Annotated in this window: 19 protein-coding genes and 2 pseudogenes; 9 read left to right on the top strand and 12 right to left on the bottom strand. The window is 63.0% G+C overall.

Translation table 11 applies throughout. The annotated features are described in order from the left end of the window. The first annotated feature begins 4 nt into the window (after positions 1-4). From K426_RS26985 to K426_RS26970, 4 genes are all read left to right on the top strand, one after another. Entirely contained in the window at positions 5-586 is a 582-nt protein-coding gene (locus K426_RS26985) for an autoinducer binding domain-containing protein (RefSeq protein WP_237230192.1), read from the top strand. Positions 587-618: 32 nt separating this feature from the next. After that, positions 619-1,383, top strand: a complete 765-nt coding sequence (locus K426_RS26980; protein WP_001389365.1) for an IS6-like element IS6100 family transposase — start codon at positions 619-621, stop codon at positions 1,381-1,383. A gap of 66 nt (positions 1,384-1,449) precedes the next feature. Continuing rightward, on the top strand, positions 1,450-2,556 hold the full coding sequence (locus K426_RS26975; RefSeq protein WP_007684583.1) for a relaxase/mobilization nuclease domain-containing protein: 1,107 nt from the start codon (positions 1,450-1,452) through the stop codon (positions 2,554-2,556). Between the two features lie 139 nt (positions 2,557-2,695). After that, the gene (locus tag K426_RS26970; protein ID WP_007684585.1) at positions 2,696-3,328 is read left to right on the top strand and encodes a DUF6088 family protein; all 633 of its coding nucleotides are present in this window, start codon (positions 2,696-2,698) and stop codon (positions 3,326-3,328) included. On the opposite strand, the gene K426_RS26965 is transcribed toward K426_RS26970, so the two are convergent. Beyond that, complete coding sequence (locus K426_RS26965) at positions 3,308-3,985, bottom strand: hypothetical protein (protein WP_007684587.1); 678 nt, start codon at positions 3,983-3,985, stop codon at positions 3,308-3,310. The two genes, K426_RS26970 and K426_RS26965, sit on opposite strands and share 21 nt — an antisense overlap. 122 nt (positions 3,986-4,107) lie before the next feature. Here K426_RS26965 and K426_RS26960 point away from each other — a divergent pair, with 122 nt between their 5' ends. Beyond that, the gene (locus K426_RS26960) at positions 4,108-4,377 is read left to right on the top strand and encodes a hypothetical protein (RefSeq protein ID WP_233431813.1); all 270 of its coding nucleotides are present in this window, start codon (positions 4,108-4,110) and stop codon (positions 4,375-4,377) included. A gap of 120 nt (positions 4,378-4,497) precedes the next feature. On the opposite strand, the pseudogene K426_RS26955 reads toward K426_RS26960, so the two are convergent. From K426_RS26955 to K426_RS31945, 5 genes and pseudogenes are all read right to left on the bottom strand, one after another. Further along, positions 4,498-6,255, bottom strand: a pseudogene (locus K426_RS26955) (restriction endonuclease); the annotation flags it as partial. Positions 6,256-6,307: 52 nt separating this feature from the next. Next, positions 6,308-7,072 (bottom strand): IS6-like element IS6100 family transposase, encoded by a 765-nt coding sequence (locus tag K426_RS26950; protein WP_001389365.1) that lies wholly within the window; start codon positions 7,070-7,072, stop codon positions 6,308-6,310. A gap of 62 nt (positions 7,073-7,134) precedes the next feature. Beyond that, positions 7,135-7,350, bottom strand: a pseudogene (locus K426_RS26945) (tyrosine-type recombinase/integrase); the annotation flags it as partial. Continuing rightward, positions 7,347-7,652 (bottom strand): hypothetical protein, encoded by a 306-nt coding sequence (locus K426_RS26940; protein WP_007681980.1) that lies wholly within the window; start codon positions 7,650-7,652, stop codon positions 7,347-7,349. The pseudogene K426_RS26945 and the gene K426_RS26940, both read right to left, overlap by 4 nt. A 12-nt stretch (positions 7,653-7,664) precedes the next feature. Further along, a complete protein-coding gene (locus tag K426_RS31945; RefSeq protein ID WP_158511798.1) occupies positions 7,665-7,823 on the bottom strand; it encodes a hypothetical protein in 159 nt (52 codons plus the stop codon). A 184-nt stretch (positions 7,824-8,007) separates the two neighbouring features. Here K426_RS31945 and K426_RS30755 point away from each other — a divergent pair, with 184 nt between their 5' ends. After that, entirely contained in the window at positions 8,008-8,346 is a 339-nt protein-coding gene (locus K426_RS30755) for a hypothetical protein (RefSeq protein ID WP_062121909.1), read from the top strand. A gap of 38 nt (positions 8,347-8,384) precedes the next feature. On the opposite strand, the gene K426_RS26935 is transcribed toward K426_RS30755, so the two are convergent. Further along, positions 8,385-8,624: a hypothetical protein gene (locus K426_RS26935; protein WP_017503330.1), complete on the bottom strand. Its 240-nt coding sequence runs from the start codon at positions 8,622-8,624 to the stop codon at positions 8,385-8,387. A 197-nt stretch (positions 8,625-8,821) separates the two neighbouring features. Here K426_RS26935 and K426_RS26930 point away from each other — a divergent pair, with 197 nt between their 5' ends. Beyond that, positions 8,822-9,070, top strand: a complete 249-nt coding sequence (locus K426_RS26930; RefSeq protein ID WP_017503331.1) for a DUF4160 domain-containing protein — start codon at positions 8,822-8,824, stop codon at positions 9,068-9,070. After that, positions 9,057-9,470 (top strand): DUF2442 domain-containing protein, encoded by a 414-nt coding sequence (locus K426_RS26925; RefSeq protein WP_017503332.1) that lies wholly within the window; start codon positions 9,057-9,059, stop codon positions 9,468-9,470. Before K426_RS26930 ends, K426_RS26925 begins: the two co-directional genes overlap by 14 nt. A 267-nt stretch (positions 9,471-9,737) precedes the next feature. On the opposite strand, the gene K426_RS26920 is transcribed toward K426_RS26925, so the two are convergent. The 3 genes from K426_RS26920 to K426_RS26905 all read right to left on the bottom strand — a co-directional run bounded on the left by K426_RS26920 (position 9,738) and on the right by K426_RS26905 (position 11,566). Then, entirely contained in the window at positions 9,738-10,121 is a 384-nt protein-coding gene (locus K426_RS26920) for a response regulator (protein ID WP_038293089.1), read from the bottom strand. Beyond that, positions 10,118-10,423 carry a hypothetical protein gene (locus tag K426_RS26915; protein WP_017503334.1) on the bottom strand — a complete coding sequence of 102 codons (306 nt, stop codon included), beginning with the start codon at positions 10,421-10,423 and terminating at the stop codon, positions 10,118-10,120. The genes K426_RS26920 and K426_RS26915 overlap by 4 nt, the downstream gene beginning before the upstream one ends. Positions 10,424-10,648: 225 nt before the next feature. After that, entirely contained in the window at positions 10,649-11,566 is a 918-nt protein-coding gene (locus tag K426_RS26905) for a GGDEF domain-containing protein (RefSeq protein ID WP_017503336.1), read from the bottom strand. A 259-nt stretch (positions 11,567-11,825) separates the two neighbouring features. On the opposite strand from K426_RS26905, the gene K426_RS26900 reads away from it, so the two are divergent. Continuing rightward, a complete protein-coding gene (locus K426_RS26900; protein WP_066564288.1) occupies positions 11,826-12,074 on the top strand; it encodes a helix-turn-helix domain-containing protein in 249 nt (82 codons plus the stop codon). Positions 12,075-12,120: 46 nt separating this feature from the next. Here K426_RS26900 and K426_RS26895 read toward each other — a convergent pair whose 3' ends face one another. Together K426_RS26895 and traA are read right to left on the bottom strand one after the other, a co-directional pair. Next, positions 12,121-12,855: a DUF6118 family protein gene (locus K426_RS26895; RefSeq protein ID WP_017503338.1), complete on the bottom strand. Its 735-nt coding sequence runs from the start codon at positions 12,853-12,855 to the stop codon at positions 12,121-12,123. Between the two features lie 160 nt (positions 12,856-13,015). Then, complete coding sequence (gene traA, locus K426_RS26890; protein WP_017503339.1) at positions 13,016-16,174, bottom strand: Ti-type conjugative transfer relaxase TraA; 3,159 nt, start codon at positions 16,172-16,174, stop codon at positions 13,016-13,018. Positions 16,175-16,287: the final 113 nt, after the last annotated feature.

Raw genomic sequence — 16,287 nt, 5'->3', positions numbered from 1 at the left:
GCCTATGGCGAACAGGATAAAAGACTGCGGCCGCCTTGATGATCTCACGCGCTTTGCGACGGACTGTCAGCGTGCTGAAACCCTTGGCGATCTGCATGGCACGATCGATGCCGCCGTGCGCGATCTTGGCTTCCGCTGGTTCACGCTGCTTCACAATATCGACCTTCGGCGCGGCGACGAGCAAAGCCTGTTCCTCACAACCTATCCGTCGGCCTGGCTCGAGGAAGTGCTCGAAGAGCGCCATTATCTCGAAGATCCCATCCATGCGGCCTGCGCACGTACGCCCTCTGGACTGGCCTGGGACCGTGTCGGCGACGTGCTGGAGCTCACGCCGCGCCAGCGAGGCATCCTTGACCGCGCCCGGGATCATGACCTTGCATCGGGCTACAGTTTGCCGATCCGGACCCCGGGCGAGCCCGAGGCGATCTTCACTGCGGCCCGATCACGCGACGAGCCGCTGAGTGCAGAAGAGGTTCTGACCGCCCGTCTGCTCGGCTCGGTCGCTTATGATCGGGCGCGCGAGCTGCTTGGCGAAAGGGCAGGGCCATTGGCCTGCGGGCTCTGTTGCAAAAATCGTGAAGCTTGAGCATGCTTGGCGGAGATTGGACGGACGGAACGATGACGGATTTCAAGTGGCGCCATTTCCAGGGTGATGTGATCCTGTGGGCGGTGCGCTGGTATTGTCGCTATCCGATCAGCTATCGCGACCTTGAGGAAATGCTGGCGGAACGCGGCATTTCGGTCGACCATACGACGATCTATCGCTGGGTCCAGTGCTACGCCCCGGAGATGGAGAAGCGGCTGCGCTGGTTCTGGCGGCGTGGCTTTGATCCGAGCTGGCGCCTGGATGAAACCTACGTCAAGGTGCGGGGCAAGTGGACCTACCTGTACCGGGCAGTCGACAAGCGGGGCGACACGATCGATTTCTACCTGTCGCCGACCCGCAGCGCCAAGGCAGCGAAGCGGTTCCTGGGCAAGGCCCTGCGAGGCCTGAAGCACTGGGAAAAGCCTGCCACGCTCAATACCGACAAAGCGCCGAGCTATGGTGCAGCGATCACCGAATTGAAGCGCGAAGGAAAGCTGGACCGGGAGACGGCCCACCGGCAGGTGAAGTATCTCAATAACGTGATCGAGGCCGATCACGGAAAGCTCAAGATACTGATCAAGCCGGTGCGCGGTTTCAAATCGATCCCCACGGCCTATGCCACGATCAAGGGATTCGAAGTCATGCGAGCCCTGCGCAAAGGACAGGCTCGCCCCTGGTGCCTGCAGCCCGGCATCAGGGGCGAGGTGCGCCTTGTGGAGAGAGCTTTTGGCATTGGGCCCTCGGCGCTGACGGAGGCCATGGGCATGCTCAACCACCATTTCGCAGCAGCCGCCTGATCGGCGCAGAGCGACAGCCTACCTCTGACTGCCGCCAATCTTTGCAACAGAGCCGGGACAGCCTTGATGCTTGAGGAGGAGGGCATCCTGCCGCTGCCCAGCCTCATGGAGGCATGGCGGCCGCCCACCGGTGGGAAACGGATACTGCGGGGGGCTTATGTGCGCGTCGGACGGGGCGGATCGGGCCGGGGAGGGCAGGCGCGCGCCGCGCCGCTGAGCCAGTCCGAGGCTCGGGCCAAGCTCGAGCGGATCGTGCGCAAGGCCCCGGAGGTCATGGTCAAGGTCTCGGGCAAGCAATATGGCGCGCATCATCTATCCGAGCATTTCGACTATGTTGCTCGGCACGGGAAGCTCGCGGTGCGCTCGAGCGAGGGTGAGATCATTGACGATCCCAAGCGCCTGAAGGAGATTGCGCAGGACTGGACCATGCTCGACGAGGCGATGAACGAGCATGGCCGCGATCGGCCGACCTCGCTGTCGCTGGTCCTCTCCATGCCCGGCGGTTCGACCGATCCCGAGACGCTGCAGGACGCCGCCCAGGCGTTCGCCCGGATCCTGTTCGAGGACAATCACGCCTATATGCTGGCGCTCCATACAGATACCGATCATCCGCATGTCCATCTGACGGTGGCCACCGAAGGTGCGGACGGCACGCGGTTCAATCCGCGCAAGGCCGACCTCCATCATATGCGAGAGACATTCGCGCATGAGCTACGGGTGCGCGGCATCGCGGCTGAGGCGACGCCCAGACGCGCACGCGGTCACGTTCAAAAGCGTGTGCGCTCAGCAGCGCTGCATCTCGATGCTCGGATCGGTCAGGAGGGGCGCCGGCTCAATATGGATGAACTCAACGTGCTGCGCGCTCGGGCCTTTGCGCGCGCGCGCGATGAGGAACGGCGGCCGCAAGACGTGATGGCGCTGGTTCGCCAGAAGCAGATACGCGGTGCTTATGCGGAGGCGGCAGTGGCGCTTGCACGCACCGGCGAGGCCGACGACCAGGCGCTTTCCGACGAAATTGCGGGTTTCCTGGCGGCTATGCCGCCGGCGGTCTCCCGACGTCTGGCCCTGGCCCGCGAGATGATGCAGGGGCGGCAAGCGACAGAGCCGGCGCGCGAGCTGGAGGGTGGAGCTGGTCCCGAGCGGCCAGCGCCGGAGCGTGGGCGGGAGCGTTGATTTGCATGGGGCGGTTGATCTTGCGAAGGGATGCTCCCACTACCATGTGCTGGAATGTCTTGGAAAATCGAGAGAACTGGCGCTTTCTGTGGCCATGGCTTGTTAGAAAAAACCATGCTACTATCTAACAGACAGGAGCATGGACATGTCTGCGGTGGCTGACCGGATTATGAAGCGTGTGCGCGGCAAGGGCTGTGGCTGGGTGTTTACGCCCAAGCAGTTCGTCGACTTCGGTACGCGCGGCTCGGTCGACATGGCGCTGTCGCGTCTCGCGCATGCCGGTGACATCCGTCGGATCGGCCGCGGTCTCTACGACTATCCCCGCCAGCATGACAAGCTTGGTGCCCTGAGCCCGGATCCCGGGCAGCTGGCCCAGGCGCTCTCCGCGCAGAGCGGCGATGCGCTCGCGCCGTCGGGAGCGGCGGCGGCCAATAGCCTTGGTATCTCGACGCAGGTGCCCGCCCGGGTGAGCTACGCCACCAGCGGCCGCACCCGCACCGCCAAGGCTGGCGGCCGCAGCGTTACCTTGAAGCACAGCCGCGCGCCGGTGCTCGACGCGCCGGAGTCTGTGAATGCGATCGTCCAGGCGCTCGCGCATCTAGGGAAGGGCAATATCGACGCGGATGTGATCGGGCGCTTCGCCGCGCGCCTCGACGATGCCGGTACGCGCGCGCTGGTCGCGGCCCGCTCGGCCATGCCGGGCTGGATGGGCGACATTGTCCTCAAGATCCAGGCGTCGCGGAGAGATAGGTCATGCAGGGAGAAAGGGTAGCGCCGCTGGCGCCACCAGCAAATCTCCAGATGCAGGGTCGGGCACAAGGATGGGTACGGCCGGATAAAGTGTCGGCCATGTCGAATACTTGGCGATCCATGTCGCGGCGCTTGGAGACAGCCAGCCCGTCAAGGTCGTGATACTCGCATAGCGCTGCGCGAGCGGAAGCGCGATGATGGGTTCATAGTGGGCGACGCGGTTGCGCAATATACGCAGGTCGCGCAAGTCCCGCGCGATCACACCGCGCTGTACGCCTTTGGCCTGAAAGATGGGTCGCAGGCTTTGCCAGAGGTGGTGTGACTTGGGGCCGAAGAGTGACGCCCAGAAGCCGAAGTTCAACTCCGCTACGATCTGCGGACGGGTCGCTGCCTTCCCGTCTTTCTGCAGCGTTTGCCGTGCTTTTGCGATTGCGCCCGTCTGATAGTTCGTCACAAGGATCGCAGGATCGTCGATCCAGGCGGCGCCATGTTGGGCCGCAAGCCGCGCGTCCGCCATGTTACGCAGCACGACCTCGAGCATGTGTAGAGGGCCATAGAGGGCTGCGGAAAGCTGCACATTATAGGTGTACAGGCGCTCTGCGAGCGTCTGATCGGCTCCGGCCCACTTCAGATAAGTGTCGAAGCGGTCAGCGGACAAGGCATGAACGAATGTTGGCACGGGAACCTTTTCACTTGATTTTTAGGCACCCTTGCGCCATATGAGCTGGGTATCCCCCGGCGGTCCCTGCTTTGCAAACCGTCGGGGCACTTTATTTCTAGACATCGTCGATTCGATCTTCAATGCCGTTGCTGGAGCAGCGCAGCGTGAATGAACTCGCGCGCCGCCGGCATGCGAGGAGATTTTGCGTGATCACAGCGAAATACATCCCGTGGGACCCGATTGGCGCGATGCCCGACGACCGAAAAGACGGTCGCCTCATGCTGCTCTGGGAAGGAGATCGTCCCGTAATCGGCCGGTGGGATGACGGGCGTAAGGGATGGGAAGATCCGGAAGGCATGCACCTTTTCGAGGAGATCACCTATTGGGCGGATATCAATTCACCGGAATGACCCTTGCTCGTCGGATGATAAATGATTGATATAAAACGATAAAAGGTTGATAATGTTACTTATGTTAAGCTTCGCGAATTTGGCCTCGAGAAGACGCTGTCGTTCGCGAGGCCAATAAGTTCAGCTATGTTCCATGAGGTCATTTATCCTGGTGGCCTTGACGTAACGGGCCGGATTTTGGTTGATCGCCAGAGCTTTGAAATGTGCCTCTCCGCAAGCGATCTTTGCCGCTTCGTTGTCCCGCAGATCATCCGCGAACAGGCTGCCCTTAGTTTCGACGACGAAATAAAGGCGTTCCTCGCCATCCATCTGCACGAGAACCGCCCAATCGGGATTGTAGGTTCCAAGCGGCGTCGGCACTTTGAACCAGCCGGGGAGCTTGGCGTAAACCTTCACGGCCTCGTTCTTTTCGAGCTGTTCGGCGAAAGTGCGCTCGACGCCGCCCGAGTCATAGACAACATGCTCGAACACGGATTTCTGTGTGTCCTTGAGCATGTTCTTAAGGTAGCCGGTCAGCTCCTCCTGCTCGAACAGCTCCTGCGCATAGAAGGTATCGACGCCGACGCGCTGATATTTGATGCCATCGACGAGAGCCAACCGCTTGGTGCGGTTGATAACCTCGGCGGCCAGCTCGATGAAGGCTTGCGGATTGCGCTTGAAATCCGACAGCCTGCCGCTCTCGGTCAGGATGGTGACGAGACTGCGCCGCGTGAGCTGGGTGCGATCCTGAAGATCAGTCAGCACGTCGGGCAGGACGATATCGCCCTCCTCGATGGTCACGGGGCCGGACGTGGAGGTTTCGGTTGCGAGCACGCCGCCCTGCCCGATGGCCAGGTCGGCCTTGCGGATGGTGACGCGCGCTTTGGCAATCGGCGGCGCACCGGCAATGGCCTTGACGCAATCGTCGATCAGCTTCGCGTTGTCGAAATGCACCCGATAGGTCGTCTTGTGCTTGATGCGCTCCCACAGCGCCTGGAATTCGGCGCTTTGCAGGACGGCCTGACGGGTTTTGACCGTGACGCGCTCGTCGGCATTCTTGATGTCGAGCTTGCCAGCGACCTTGCGCAGGACTTCTTTCACCTGCGGCAAATGCGCGGCGTATTCAGGCGGGAGGGTCAGAGTCCCCTCCTTCAGTGCCTGCCGCAGCTTGTCCTGCACCTTGCCTCTGGCGTCGATCATCTGCTCGGCCTTGAGGAAGTCAAAGATCGACGTCGATTCCTCGAAGCCCAGCATCGTGAGCGTACCGTCGTCCTTCTGGATCGGGATCGCCGCGAACTGGTGCTGCTCGACGATACCGAAGCGAATGCCGGTGTCGGCCTCGATTTCCTTCTGGAGGTTGTCGGCGAAGGTCTCATAGCTCTCGGTCGCGACCACCGTGAGCGTGTTGATCTCGAAGCCACGCAGCCGTTCACCCTGCTGGTTGACGCACAGGCGCAGGCCGCGACCGATGGTCTGGCGGCGTTCCCGCTCCGTGCCGATTTCACGCAGAGCGCAAATCTGGAACACGTTGGGATTGTCCCAGCCCTCTTTCAGGGCGGAGTGGGAAAAGATGAACTTGAGCTTCGTCTCGAAGCCCAAGAGCTTTTCCTTGTCCTTCATGATGAGGTTATAGGCGCGCTCGGCGCTGTCGCGGTTCGCCTGATTGTTGTCGGCGGTGTCCGTCCAGCGCTTGTTCTTGTCGATGGAGAAATAGCCGTCATGCACGTCCTCGGCTTCGGACGTGAGGTCGACTTCCTTGAACAGGCTGGAAAATTCGGGAAGCTTGGCGGCGCGGCGATATTCTTCCTCGAACATCGTCGCATATTTGCCTTTCACGGCATTTCCGTCCTCATCGTATGAGCGGTAGTGATCCACGGCGTCGATGAAGAACAGGCTCGGCTCTGTTGCAAAGATTGGCGGCAGTCAGAGGTAGGCTGTCGCTCTGCGCCGATCAGGCGGCTGCTGCGAAATGGTGGTTGAGCATGCCCATGGCCTCCGTCAGCGCCGAGGGCCCAATGCCAAAAGCTCTCTCCACAAGGCGCACCTCGCCCCTGATGCCGGGCTGCAGGCACCAGGGGCGAGCCTGTCCTTTGCGCAGGGCTCGCATGACTTCGAATCCCTTGATCGTGGCATAGGCCGTGGGGATCGATTTGAAACCGCGCACCGGCTTGATCAGTATCTTGAGCTTTCCGTGATCGGCCTCGATCACGTTATTGAGATACTTCACCTGCCGGTGGGCCGTCTCCCGGTCCAGCTTTCCTTCGCGCTTCAATTCGGTGATCGCTGCACCATAGCTCGGCGCTTTGTCGGTATTGAGCGTGGCAGGCTTTTCCCAGTGCTTCAGGCCTCGCAGGGCCTTGCCCAGGAACCGCTTCGCTGCCTTGGCGCTGCGGGTCGGCGACAGGTAGAAATCGATCGTGTCGCCCCGCTTGTCGACTGCCCGGTACAGGTAGGTCCACTTGCCCCGCACCTTGACGTAGGTTTCATCCAGGCGCCAGCTCGGATCAAAGCCACGCCGCCAGAACCAGCGCAGCCGCTTCTCCATCTCCGGGGCGTAGCACTGGACCCAGCGATAGATCGTCGTATGGTCGACCGAAATGCCGCGTTCCGCCAGCATTTCCTCAAGGTCGCGATAGCTGATCGGATAGCGACAATACCAGCGCACCGCCCACAGGATCACATCACCCTGGAAATGGCGCCACTTGAAATCCGTCATCGTTCCGTCCGTCCAATCTCCGCCAAGCATGCTCAAGCTTCACGATTTTTGCAACAGAGCCCATGAAGCGGCTGCAAGCCGGCGAGCGATGTGATGCCGCGCGCCGCTACCCAAGCCAAAAACTCGCCCGCTGCGCGCGCATAGGCACGGCGCGTATGGGGATTGCGGATGGTGACGGCGAAGAACTCGAGGAAGCGCAGCCGCGCCCGCTCATCGGCCGACGCGATGAGCGCGGGCAGCGCTAAGCTGGGTGACGGGAGAGGGGCGAGCTGGTTCATCGCCGACCGCGAACATGGGCGGCGGTGTCGATGACCGTTACGGCGTCCGGGGAAAGGTCTTCGACGCCATCAACAAAGCCGAATATCTCGGCTCGCCCGCCCTCGTTGCAAATACGCCCGGCGACTGTGCCGTGGATGATGGCGCGCGCTCCTGGCTCAAGGATCAGGTCGCCGGCGATTGTGCCATGCAGGATCAGCTTGATGCCGCTGCGCAGCGTCGCACTGCCGATCACCATGCCGTACAGAGCTAGATCCTCCTCGATCGCGAATGGGCCTTCTATCTTGTCGTGAACCGCCTTCATGTCCGCCCCGCATTAGTATGTGATAAAGGACATTATCACATATAGAGAGCCAAAGGAATCGACTTTGAGGATGAACGGGTAGCTCGTTGGTGCAACGGTCGCTGCGAACGATGGGCTTGCCAGGGCAAGCGTCGCCAATGCGACAAGCATGGCGCGAACCGCCATTTTCATGGATCTCTCCTTTTCAGGTCGTGGGGCCGGTCCTCACGGTTATCCGGCTCCCGTTAGCGGGGTCATTGCCCGCCCCTGAAAAGTAGCCCCAAGGATGGGGACGACGCCAATCAACTTGTCGTGGTCGCTCGGTTGCGGTCGCTGGCGCTCAAGCTCATATTCTGGCGATTGGTGAGGAAAACGTATGGGTATACTGGCAAATTCAGTGAAGATAGGCGTGCTGCTCTCAGCAGCAGGGCCGGTTGCCGCGCAGTCTGCGAGAGAACAGCCGCGTGTCGTCACCATGCCAGATGGCCGAACCGTGTATGTCGTGCCAGCGCAGCGAGGAGATACCCGCACGAAGCAGCCGCCGGTGCGTACCGTGGTCGCGCCGGATGGTCGCACCATTTACGTGGTAGAAGAGCAGCCCAAGGACACGCGCACGCAAAGGCAGCGCTGTCTGGATGAGGAAGTAGCGGCCGAAGGCGGATCGCCTTCACAACTAGCAATGGGCGCGATCGACCTAAAATGCAGCCAGCGTTGAAAAGTAGTAGGTGATGAGCATGGCCATGCTCCTGGACCTCAGGCGTCGTTCGCTAGCTCGTCCTGCCCCTGATAGTCATCCGGGTCGAACCCGAGCTTCTCGCGCATCAACTCTGCAGCCTTCTCGACTGGATCGAAACCAAGGCGATCTATCGCGCGCTGTCGGGCCTCGGGGTCTCTCATGAGATGCAGGAGGTACTTTGCAGCTGCCAAGCGGCGCGCGGTGGCATTGCCTTCAAGGCTTCCATCGTCATCATTGGAAGGCGGCGGGCGGTCCATCCCGTCACGCTATCGCATATCTCATCTGCTGGCAAAGGCCAGAGGCTGCGAGCAAAGAGCCGAAACCTTTAAGCGGCACGCCGTAGACCGCACCGAGATCATTGGTCTTTGCCAACGGGCGACAGGCCCTAGCGCCAGAGCGCAGCAAAGCGGCGGAACTATTCCCTAGCGCTTGGGTTTTTGATATAGGTTCGGCAATGCCGACTGTCCTGCGCATAGATGGCCTGCGGGTCGTGATCTATCCGAACGATCATCGTCCCGCTCATGTCCATGTTAAAGGGGCGGACGGCGAGGCGGTTTTCATCCTGCATTGCACCGATGGTCCGCCGGAGTTGCGGGAGAGCTACGGTTTCAAACTGCCGGCGCTAGGCGGCATCAAGGATGCCCTACAGGCGGCGCTGGCAGCCCTGTGCGCGGAATGGAGTGCTATTCATGGCAGTTACTGAACAGGAGTTCGATCAGGCCGAAAAGCGCATGACTGAACTGCGCGCCGCTGGCCATGCCGTCTCGGCGCGCTACGATCGCCGCCGCGCGCGCGTAGTGGTGGCGCTGAATACGGGTGTCGAGCTGACATTTCCGGCGCGGCTCGCCGAAGGCTTGGCCGACGCTCCCCCCGATGCGCTGACCGACATTGAGGTTAGCGCTGCCGGGTTGGGCCTGCATTGGCCCAAGCTCGACACCGATCTCTACGTACCCGCACTGTTGCAAGGCGTTTTCGGCTCGAAGCAATGGATGGCGCAGCAGCTAGGCGCGCAAGGCGGCCGATCGCGCACTGCGGCCAAGGTCGCGGCTGCGCGGGCGAACGGCCGCAAGGGCGGCCGCCCGAAGAAGTCGGCCAACGGCTGACGGAATCACCCGTGCGGCCGCGCGGACCCTGGGACGCGCCGCCGCTTTCGCCCTTGTCAGACCCTCCAAACAACATCGGCCCCGCCTGTCAGGGCGGGGCCGTCGATTCGGGATCAGAAGACAAAGGCCCGCTGTCGGCCAAGCTGTGACCATTGCAAATGGCCGGAACGGTCATGGCTAAACCATCCGTCCTCGATGCCGATAATCATGCCCTGAGTCTCGTCATCGGCGCACATCCGCTTCAAAACTTGATTGCCGTTGCGAGCTTCAGCGCGCCACCAGCTCGGCAAGCTGACCTATCAACGCGTCGGCTTTGTAGGGTTTGGCGATGAAAGCAGCGCCAGCAGGCAGCGTGCCGGGATCGGGCTGAATCCGTCCGGAGGTTACGAGAATGGCGATCTCCGGCCAACCCTCGGTGATCACGCCCGCGAGCGCCAGGCCGGTCATTCCCGACATCTCGATATCGGTGAATACCGTTCCAATGTCGTCACGGCCTTCAAGAATGGTGAGCGCGTCGGCCGCTTCGCACGCCTCGAACACGCGATAGCCCGCGTCCATGAGAATATCGGCCGCAAAGGCTCGCACAAGCGGTCCGTCCTCGACTATCAGAACGGCCGCCTCATGGCTGACCCTCGTGCCCGGTGATGTCATTGCGCTTGATCTCCCTGCTGATCCCCTCCCTTGTTGGTCGACTCGACACTTATCCCTTCCGCCGCGTCACGCAGCATTCCGGCCCAGCAGCCGAGTATGAGCGCCTCGTCAGGCGCGATTTCGTCAGTCAATACCGCATAAATGCCAAGAAGGTTGGCGGTTTCCTCAAGGGACTCGATCCCCTTTCGCGCCATCAACGTAGCGAACACCGTCAACGCGCCGCCGATTGCCCGCACAAGGGCGGGGTCGGCCGTTATGCGAAGGGGATCGGGATCGCTGCCATGTGTCGCGCTCTGCTCCATTTCAGGCACCCCATGCACTGTCAGGAAGTGGGACAACCATAAGGGCGAGGGGCGGCCTACCGGCCTCGTTGCCCCTCACCCGCCCCGCCAGCGCCATCTTGTCGTATAGCTGGCGGAGACCGGACCGGCCTGACGCTTCGTGAGGGCAAGTGTCGTCAAGCCACATCCGGCTTTGACCCGGAATCCATTTGGTTTCTTCATCCCGGCCGATGAGGGCGAGATCGATCATGCAACCCCCTCCCGGCGCTGCATGGCAATGGGGAGGATTGCGGCCCCCTGAGGCTCGGTGCCATCATCGATTTCGACCGCATTCTTGCCGCCGCGCTTGGCGCGATACATGGCCTGGTCGGCCGCGTGGATCAGCTCGCTTATGGTGCGCGGCACTTCGGGCGGAATCAGCAACGCGCCCATGCTACATGTCACCGGATAGCGCGATTGCGCCAGCACGGCCGACAGGCGGGCGTGAATATCGCGGGCAATGCCCTGGCCCTCCGCGATCGACGGCACGCGCACCAGCAATGCAAATTCATCGCCGCCAATACGGCCGATCAAATCTTCGCGGCGCATGATCGCGGATACCCCCTTGGCGAAAGCACGCAGGATTTCGTCGCCGGCAAGGTGGCCGGCACGGTCGTTCGCCGCCTTGAAATCATCGAGGTCGAGAAGCACGAGCAGGAGCGTTCGGCGTGTATGCCTCGCATCCTCGATCGCCTGCGCGCAGCGGCGGTGAAAAACCTCCTTATTGAGCGTGCCGGTCATGCGGTCGCGGTGCGCGTTGAACAATTCGCGGTCATAGGATCGCCGGAAACTGGTGACAGCGGCGGCGATGAACAGGAAGGCGGCGACGGGGACCGCGACGCGCAGCGCCAGCAGCGCGGGCGGAAGCTCGGGCGGGGCGTGCAGCGCCGGAACGGCTGTCAGGAACGCCGTGACGGTCGCCACGAAATAGCCCTCGCGCGCACCCAGCGCCCAGCAGGCTCCACAAATGACCGGCATGTAAAGCGGGGCAAAACCGATCGCCGGGAAGGAGAAATTCGCGGCAGCAACCCCTGTCGTCGCAGCGACGATCGCGAACCAGGCGCGTTCTCTCGACAGGGATTCAAGATGCTCGGCCAGTCGGCCGACAGGGAGGTGGCTGTTCATGCGCTGCGACCGCGCTTTAGCTTATGCAAGCGACGAATAATGAAGATGTGTGATTTCTGTGGCTTATCGACATAGATGGTATCCCTTCCATGTGGATCAGCCGCATGATGTGCCATTATGGCTGAACCGGTTCCCTCTCACGGCCCCGGACCGCGCTTCATGACACGTCATCATGTCCATGAATGTCGTCCGCTCCGCCGCACGATCCGCGTATTATAGTGCGTAGCGCGTTAATACGCGAATCCTGTCTAAGCTGCGGATGGACATCCGCAATCTTCTTGGTGCGAACCTCCGCCATCATCGTCTCGTAGCTCGGTTAAGCCAGGAAGCGGTGGCTGGCCGCATGGGCGTGGATCGTGCTTACATCAGCGCGGTTGAACGCGGCGTGCAGAACGTCACCCTCCTCATGCTGTGGGAGATCGCCCAGGCGCTTGACGTGCGACCATGCGACCTTCTGAATGAAAGCATCGTGCAACCTCAATCACCTCATGATCGCGGTGAAAAATGATCCAGCAAGCATGTGAAGTCCGGCCATAATATAGCCAAGACCCTCATCATTTGCCGGCCTTCACCTCAATCGTGCAGCGCACCGGCTTTTCTGCCTTTTCCGCCTGCTCGCGGCATTTCTGCACCGTCTCGCGATTGGCATCCGTCAGCGGCGAGGCCGCGACAATCAGCGCCCAGCTCTCCGGATCGGCCGCCTGCATCAACCGCTGCCCCGCCGCCCACGGGCCAGACTCATCGAGCACGCGGACCGCCATGCGCTCGGGCCAGCGCCAGCTATCGGGCGTCCACCGCGCGATCGGGCCGGCGAGCAGGGCGTAGAGGAACAGCCCCAGCGCCACACCACAAACACCGGCGACATACAGCCAGCGGTTTTGCTCGTCGCCGCGCCGCGCCGATGCAAGCCGGTTGCCAATCTCGCGCGCGGCCTGGTCCAGCCCCGCGCGCGCTTCGGCGACAAGACGCGCGTCCTCGCGGCGCGCACCGCTCGCCGCCGTCGCGATCTGGCCCGCCATGGCATCGGGCGTCATCGACAGGAGCGGGCTTTTGGCGATGGGGTCGATCCGCTGGGTGAGCGCGATCAATATCTTTTCGGTGCGTTCCAGCGTCGGCTCATAGTCGGGAATCTCGATATTCTCGCGCGCGGCGGTCAGGCCCTCGATCGCGGCGCGCAGCAACGCCACCTCGCCATGCACCGATGCCAACCGATCCTCGACCCGCGCAAACGCAGCCGCCGGATCGCCGTCTGCCTCCGAATTGTTGAAACCATCATCCTCTTTCTGCATTCGCGCTTCCTCCCGGCGATATTTGACAATTTTTCACAACGTCGCGCGAAATCAAATGCTAAGGAAAAATGCGACCCGAAGGGCTCGACTGCGAATGCGAGTCCATAAGCCAGGCCTGCCGGTCTATTGGACCGGCAGGCCATTTTTAACTACTGCCGCTCTAGCGGCTCATTCCCCGGTCACGGTCTATGCCAAGCTCCTGCGTCAACTGGCGGCCCAGCTCGCCGCCGCCCATATCACGGCCCCGGCTCATGCCGATCTCAAGCCCCAGCTCGCGGGTGCGATTACGCAGGATCGATTCCACCTGGGGATCGCGCTCAAGGCTTTTCGCCATGCCCGCCATCTCCTTGCCAGCCTTCTCGCGGCCCGTCATGTCACCGGCGCGATAAAGCCGGTCGCGGTCCTGAGAGAGCTGTTGCCAGCGTTCCACGAACCGATCAGCGCGCAAATGGGGATCGGCGCGCACGCGGGCCTCCTGCGCCATCGCCTCGATCATCGGCCCGCTGCGGCCCGCCGCCGCCTCGCGGAGCAATGCCGGATCGCGCTGCATCGCCGATGCGAGGTCGCGCGAGGCTCCCGCCCTGAGCTGGTCCAGCGCTTGCCCTGCGCGCTCGAGCGCGACCTTCTGATGTTCCAGCACCGGCCCGCCTGATGCGTGCGCCTGCAACACCGCCTCGGCCGATCGCGAGGCCCGCTCGACCGCGCGGCGAAAATCATGGGTATGGCCCTGCTCGGCACGCGCTGGCGTTTCTTTCGCCGGCGTCGGCGCCGGCGTGCGCGATGGGAGTTTCAGCCCGTCGAACATGCCGCGCTTGGGAGCCGCCTTTTCCTTCGCGCCCTGCACCGGCTCGGCCGTCCGCTCGCCAGTCCGTTCGGGCGGGCGCGGCCGAAAACCGTCGAACATTCCCCGCCGCGGTTGTCGCTCGACCGCGGCCTTCGCCTCGCCAGCGCCGCGGCCGTCGCCAATATCACGCGGGCGCGAATCCTCGCCCATCTGGCGTGAGGTTCCCGCGCGGGGCGCGAGGATTTCCACGCCCTTCCGCTCGGGCGCATCCGCAACGCGGATCTCGCCCGACAATCCCCGCCGATCGGCGAACGACTGTGCCTCGGCGTCCCGGTCCCGATACATCGGATAATCCGACGCCATATCCTTCGCCCGCTCGCGCCCCAGCGTGCGGACAAGCCGGCGATCGTCGGCGAAGTCGTCACGGCCGTAATGGAGCTGCACCCCGTCACGGTGCCGCGACAGCGCCACATAGGCCGAATGACGGTCCATCCCCGGCGTCGCTAGCACATGCCCCTGATCGACCGTCACGCCCTGCGATTTGTGGATGGTCGCGGCATAGCCATGATCGACATGGGCATAATCTTTCAGGTCGAACGCCACCTGTCGGCCATCGTCAAGGCGAACGGCCATGCTGTCGGGCGACACGCGCTCGACTTTCCCCAGCGTGCCGTTCTTCACGCCCATGCCGCGCTCGTTCTTGAGGAACATGATGCGGTCGCCGCTGGCGAAGTCGCGCGCGCCCCGCTCCGCCGATATACGCACGTCCTGCCCCAACTCGCCGGCGTCGCGCAGCCGATCGCGCGCGGCCTGGTTCAAATCGCGCACCTCGGCATTGGTGTGGGTGAGGATGATCCGGGTCTTGTCCGGATCGGCGCGGCGCTGCGCGTCCCATGTGTCGATCAGCTCGGCCCGCGCAGCCTCGCGCGTCTCGGCCGCGTGGACCATGCCGTGCTGCTCATAGGCATGGATCGCCTCGCCGGTGCGGCCCGTCGCCAGCGCCCGCGTGGCGTCGCGCTGCCAGTCCTCATGCTGCCGGCGAACCTCGTTGATCTCGGCCGCGCCGTGACGCTCGGCGAGCGCGCGGAACGCCGCGCCGGCCTCGATCGCCTGCAACTGCTCGGCGTCGCCGACTAGAACGACCTTGGCCCCTGCCCGCTCGGCCTCGCTAAGCACGCGCTCCATCTGGCGCGTGCCGATCATGCCGGCCTCGTCGATCACCAGCACGTCGCGCGGGCCTAGCAGCTCGCGGCCCTGGCCCCATTGATATTCCATGCTGGCGATCGTGCGCGACTGGATGCCGGAGCCACCTTCCAAACCCTCGGCCGCGATCCCCGACAGCGCCGCGCCGCGCACCTGATAGCCGGCGCGCTCCCATTCGTCGCGCGCCACGCCCAACATGGTCGATTTGCCGGTGCCGGCATAGCCGACGACGATTGCCAGGTCGTTCTTGCCGGTGATATGCGCCAGCGCGTCCCGTTGCTGGTCCCCCAACATCAGGCCATCACTCCCGGCAGCGTCCCGCCCCCCATTTTGCAGCGACGTTGCCGGGAGACCATGCCTGCCCCGATCGGCAAGCCGATCGCCGGCGCGCTCCAACCGCTGCTCCGTCTCGATCATCTCGCGCGACGTGAACCGATCCTCGCCGCGCCCGTCCTTCCCCAGCGCCACCAGCTCGGGCGAGGTCCGCACCGCGCTCATCACCTGGTCGAACTGGTCCTTGCCGTCGCTATGCCGGAACGCGAACTGCGCCAGGTCGCGCCGCGTGAACGTCGCCTGTTGCCGGGTGATCGCATCGAGCGCGATTTGCGGATTGGCGATGATCTTCTCGCCATTCTCGCGCGCGATCCGGGCATGGTCCTCGACCCGCTCGGCCTCAAGCCCCTGTTCGGACATCCGCGACGCCGCCGGCCCGATCTTGTGTTGCGGCTCAAGGTCGATCCCCTGCGCCTCCAACGTGCGATGATCTATGCGGGCATCAATATCCAGCTCGGCCAGGCGCTCGTTGACGTGATCGGCCCACGCCTCGCGCCATTCCTGCAAGAGCGCCGTGCTGTTCCACTCGCGCACCTTTTGGCCGAAGCCCTCCGGCCCTACCTCGCGCATCGACAGCATGACATGCGCGTGCGGCTTTGGTTGCCCGTCCTGCCCCATGTCCCAATGCACATTCATGTCCGCGACCATGCCGCGTTCCACGAACTGCTTTTCGACAAACTCGCGGGCGAGCTGGATGCCCTGTTGCTGGTTCAGCTCGCGCGGAATCGAGAACTCCACCTCGCGCGCCAACTGCGCGTCCTTGCGTTTCTCAGCCCCTTCGACCTCGTTCCACAAGGTCGCGCGATCGTTTAAACGCTCTGGCGCACCATCGGGCAGCATGATTTCCGAATGGACGACGCCGGCCTTGTTCGAGAAATCATGGTCGCGCCCGAGTCGGTCATCGTGCAGTCGTTCCGCCGCACGATAGGCCGCGCTCGCAACGGCACTCGATCCGTTGGCGCGGCTGATGACCTTGGCCGAGAAATGGTAGATCGCCATAACAGCCCCTATACTGCCTTTCTGAGCGCACGTCGGCAACGACGTATAAGCGCGCACTTACACTCTCTGCCGTTCGCGTGATTGACTTGGCCGCATTTTTGTTCGGAACCGCT

This window comes from Sphingobium sp. TKS, from assembly GCF_001563265.1.
In the GTDB taxonomy this organism is placed as follows: Bacteria; Pseudomonadota; Alphaproteobacteria; order Sphingomonadales; family Sphingomonadaceae; genus Sphingobium.
Note: the sequence above shows the minus strand (reverse complement) of the source record. Positions and strands in the feature narration are given on the sequence as shown.